General features: G+C 70.5%; 3 protein-coding genes. 1 reads left to right on the top strand and 2 read right to left on the bottom strand.

Annotation, left to right across the window (positions count from 1 at the left end; all coding sequences use genetic code 11):
* Positions 1-166: 166 nt before the first annotated feature.
* Together ACK4LS_RS14625 and ACK4LS_RS14620 are read right to left on the bottom strand one after the other, a co-directional pair.
* On the bottom strand, positions 167-811 hold the full coding sequence (locus ACK4LS_RS14625) for a CE1759 family FMN reductase (protein WP_409718816.1): 645 nt from the start codon (positions 809-811) through the stop codon (positions 167-169).
* Between the two features lies 1 nt (position 812).
* Positions 813-2,015 carry an LLM class flavin-dependent oxidoreductase gene (locus ACK4LS_RS14620; RefSeq protein ID WP_409718819.1) on the bottom strand — a complete coding sequence of 401 codons (1,203 nt, stop codon included), beginning with the start codon at positions 2,013-2,015 and terminating at the stop codon, positions 813-815.
* Between the two features lie 173 nt (positions 2,016-2,188).
* Between ACK4LS_RS14620 and ACK4LS_RS14615 the strand changes: the two genes are divergently transcribed.
* Positions 2,189-3,259 carry an acyltransferase family protein gene (locus ACK4LS_RS14615; RefSeq protein WP_409718813.1) on the top strand — a complete coding sequence of 357 codons (1,071 nt, stop codon included), beginning with the start codon at positions 2,189-2,191 and terminating at the stop codon, positions 3,257-3,259.
* Positions 3,260-3,413: the final 154 nt, after the last annotated feature.

Here is a 3,413-nt window from a genome sequence, read left to right as displayed (position 1 = left end):
GTCCCGCCCAGCACCCCCCGCACCCGCCCACCCCACGCCCAGCCCACCCCGCACCCGCCCACCCCGCGAACCCGCGACCCACACACCCCGGCGCACGCGCGCCCACCCGCGCCCCGGGCACGACGAAGCCCCGCCGCCCGGAGGACGACGGGGCTTCGGACCGAAATCACTCCCCCGACAGACCACCCAGCAGATGACCGAACGAGCGGCCCTCACCGAGGTACGACGACGGATCGAAGGGGTCGGCGTCGCGAACGGGCTCCCGTGCGGCGATGGCGTCGGCGAACTCCCGCGCCCCGCGGTCCACGCGCGAGCCGAGCGGGGCGACCTCGTCGGCGTTCGCACCCCAGTCGCTGGATGCCGCGAACACACCGGTCGGCACGGGGTTCGCGTGCAGGTAGGTGAAGAGGGGACGGATCGCGTAGTCGATCGCGAGCGAGTGCCGGGCCGTGCCGGCATTGGCTCCGAGCAGCACGGGGGTGCCGCTGAGCGCCTGCGGGTCGAGCACGTCGATGAACGACTTGAACAGGCCCGAGTAGCTCGTCGAGAAGATCGGCGTGACGGCGATGACGCCGTCGGCGGAGACGACCGTGTTGATCATCTGCTCGAGGGCGGGAGGAGCGAAGCCGGTGAGCAGGTTGTCGGTGAGGTCGTGGGCGTAGTCGCGCAGTTCGAACACGTCGCTCGTGGCGTCGATCCCCCGCTCGCGCAGCTCGGCGAGAGCGGCGTGGGCAAGGCGGTCGCCGAGCATGCGCGTCGACGAGGGGGTCGACAGCCCCGCGGTGACGACCGCGATGCGGCGAGCGGCCATCTCAGGCACCCACCTTCGTCGCGGCCGCACCGAAGGCGCTGCCGGTCTTCGCGGCATCCTGGTACGGGCTGCCGGCGGTGAGGTTGTCGCCGCGGTTCGCGGCGGGTACGGCCTGGCGCGGGGCGGCGCCGGCGTAGACCTTCTCGACCATGTTGGCGTGCGTGGGCGCGTCGGGAACCTCGGCCGGACGGTTCTTCTGCAGCTCCTTGCGCAGCACCGGCACCACCTCGCCGCCGAGGATGTCGAGCTGTTCGAGCACCGTCTTGGTGGGAAGTCCCGCGTGGTCGATGAGGAAGAGCTGGCGCTGGTAGTCGCCGAAGGTCTCCCGCATCGCGGCGTAGCGGTCGATGATCTGCTGCGGCGAGCCGACGGTCAGCGGAGTCATCTCGCTGAAGTCCTCGAGGCTCGGGCCGTGGCCGTAGACGGGGGCGTTGTCGAAGTAGGGGCGGAACTCCCGCACCGCGTCCTGCGAGTTGGCGCGCATGAACACCTGGCCGCCGAGGCCGACGATCGCCTGCTGGGGCGTGCCGTGACCGTAGTGGGCGTAGCGCTCGCGGTACAGCGTGATGAGGCGCTGGTAGTGCTCCTTGGGCCAGAAGATGTTGTTCGCGAAGAAGCCGTTGCCGTAGTACGCGGCCTGCTCGGCGATCTCGGGGGTGCGGATCGAGCCGTGCCACACGAACGGGGGCACGCCGTCAAGGGGTCGGGGCGTCGAGGTGAAGCCCTGCAGCGGCGTGCGGAACTTCCCCTCCCAGTCCACGACGTCCTCGCGCCACAGCTTGTGCAGCAGGTCGTAGTTCTCGATGGTCAACGGCAGGCCCTGGCGGACGTCCTTGCCGAACCAGGGGTAGACCGGACCGGTGTTGCCGCGGCCGAGCATGAGGTCGGCGCGACCGCCCGAGACGTGCTGCAGCATCGCGAAGTCCTCGGCGATCTTCACCGGGTCGTTCGTGGTGATGAGCGTCGTGGAGGTGGTGAGGATGAGGCGCTCGGTCTGCGCGGCGATGTACGCGAGCGTGGTCGTGGGCGACGACGACCAGAACGGCGGGTTGTGGTGCTCCCCGAGGGCGAACACGTCGAGTCCGACCTCTTCGGTGTGCTTCGCGATCTCCAGGGTGTCCTTGATGCGCTGAGCTTCGCTCGGGGTCTTGCCCGTGGTGGGGTCCTGGGTGATGTCGCTCACCGTCATGACGCCGAACTGCATTCCGGGCCAGTTGTTCGTCTCGCTCGCGGTGCTCACGATGCGCCTCCTAGTTGTATGCATCTGAATATACATGGTGGAACGCGATCCGCGGGGGATTATTCCGCCGTACTCCATCGGCATCCTCGATCCGCCCCGGTGGACCGCGCAGCGCCGCGCGGATAGCGTCGCCCGTGATGACGGATGCCGATACCCCCGCACCGACCACCCGCGTGCCCTTCTGGGACAACGCGCGCTTCGCCGCGATCGTGCTGGTGGTGCTCGGCCATGCCGTGCAGCGGCTGACCTACGACTCGGATGCCGCCGAGGCGCTGTACCTGCTCGTCTACGCGTTCCACATGCCGCTGTTCGCGCTCGTCGCCGGGTACTTCTCCTCGTCGGCCGAGCCCACGCGCCGCCGCATGGCGCGGGTGTTCACCGATCTGATCGCGCCGTACGCGATCTTCGAGACGCTGTGGACGCTCACGCAGTTCTTCGTCACGGGGCGGACGAACCTCGACCCCGCGCAGCCGTCGTGGACGCTGTGGTTCCTGCTCGCCCTCGCCCTGTTCCGCGTGACGTTGCCCTTCCTGGCCCTGCTGCGCGCCCCGCTGGTGTGGGCCGTGGCGATCTCCGTCGTCGCCGGCTACCTCCCCAGCATCGACTCGACGTTCTCGATCTCGCGCTTCCTCGGCCTGCTTCCCTTCTTCACCCTCGGCTGGTGGCTGCGCGAGCACGACGTCACCGAGCGCTTCGGGCTTCTCGCCGTGCGTCCGGTCCGGGTGCGTGTTCTCGCCGCCGGGGTGCTCGTCGGCGCGGGCGCCCTCGCCTTCGCGTTCGTCGACACCTGGCGCGAGGTCCGTCTGGGCACGTGGTTCTTCTTCGTCGACGCCTACGCCGACCTCGACGCCCCGCAGTGGTGGGCGGGTGCCGTGCGTCTGGCGATCATCGCCCTGGCGCTGGTGCTGATGACGGCGTTCCTCCTGCTCATCCCGCGCCGCGAGACGCGTTGGACCCCGCTCGGGCGGTACACGATGTACGTCTACCTGCTCCACACGTTCGTGCTCTACCCGTTCCGTCAGTCGGGCGTGCTGCGGGGACTCGAGCCGATGTGGCTGTGGATCCCGGTGGTCGTCCTGGCCAGCGTCGCGATCGCCGTCGTGCTGTCGAGCCGCCCCGTGCGACGCGTCTTCCGCCCCCTGGTCGAACCCCGGATGCCATGGCTCTTCCGCGACCGCGTGCTCGGCGCCGGCCGCGGATCGCCGTAGGGACACCGGTCCCGCGCCCCGTGAAGGGGGCAGACACCCCGTGCAGCTCCCCCGGGCCCCGCACCTCGCGCCGGGCCCCGCACCTCGCGCCGGGCCCCGCACCTCGCGCCGGGCCCCGCACCTCGCGCCGGCCCGCGGCCGTCAGGCCCCGAGC

This window comes from Microbacterium sp. (genome assembly GCF_046295495.1).
Classification (GTDB): Bacteria; Actinomycetota; Actinomycetes; order Actinomycetales; family Microbacteriaceae; genus Microbacterium.
Note: the sequence above shows the minus strand (reverse complement) of the source record. Positions and strands in the feature narration are given on the sequence as shown.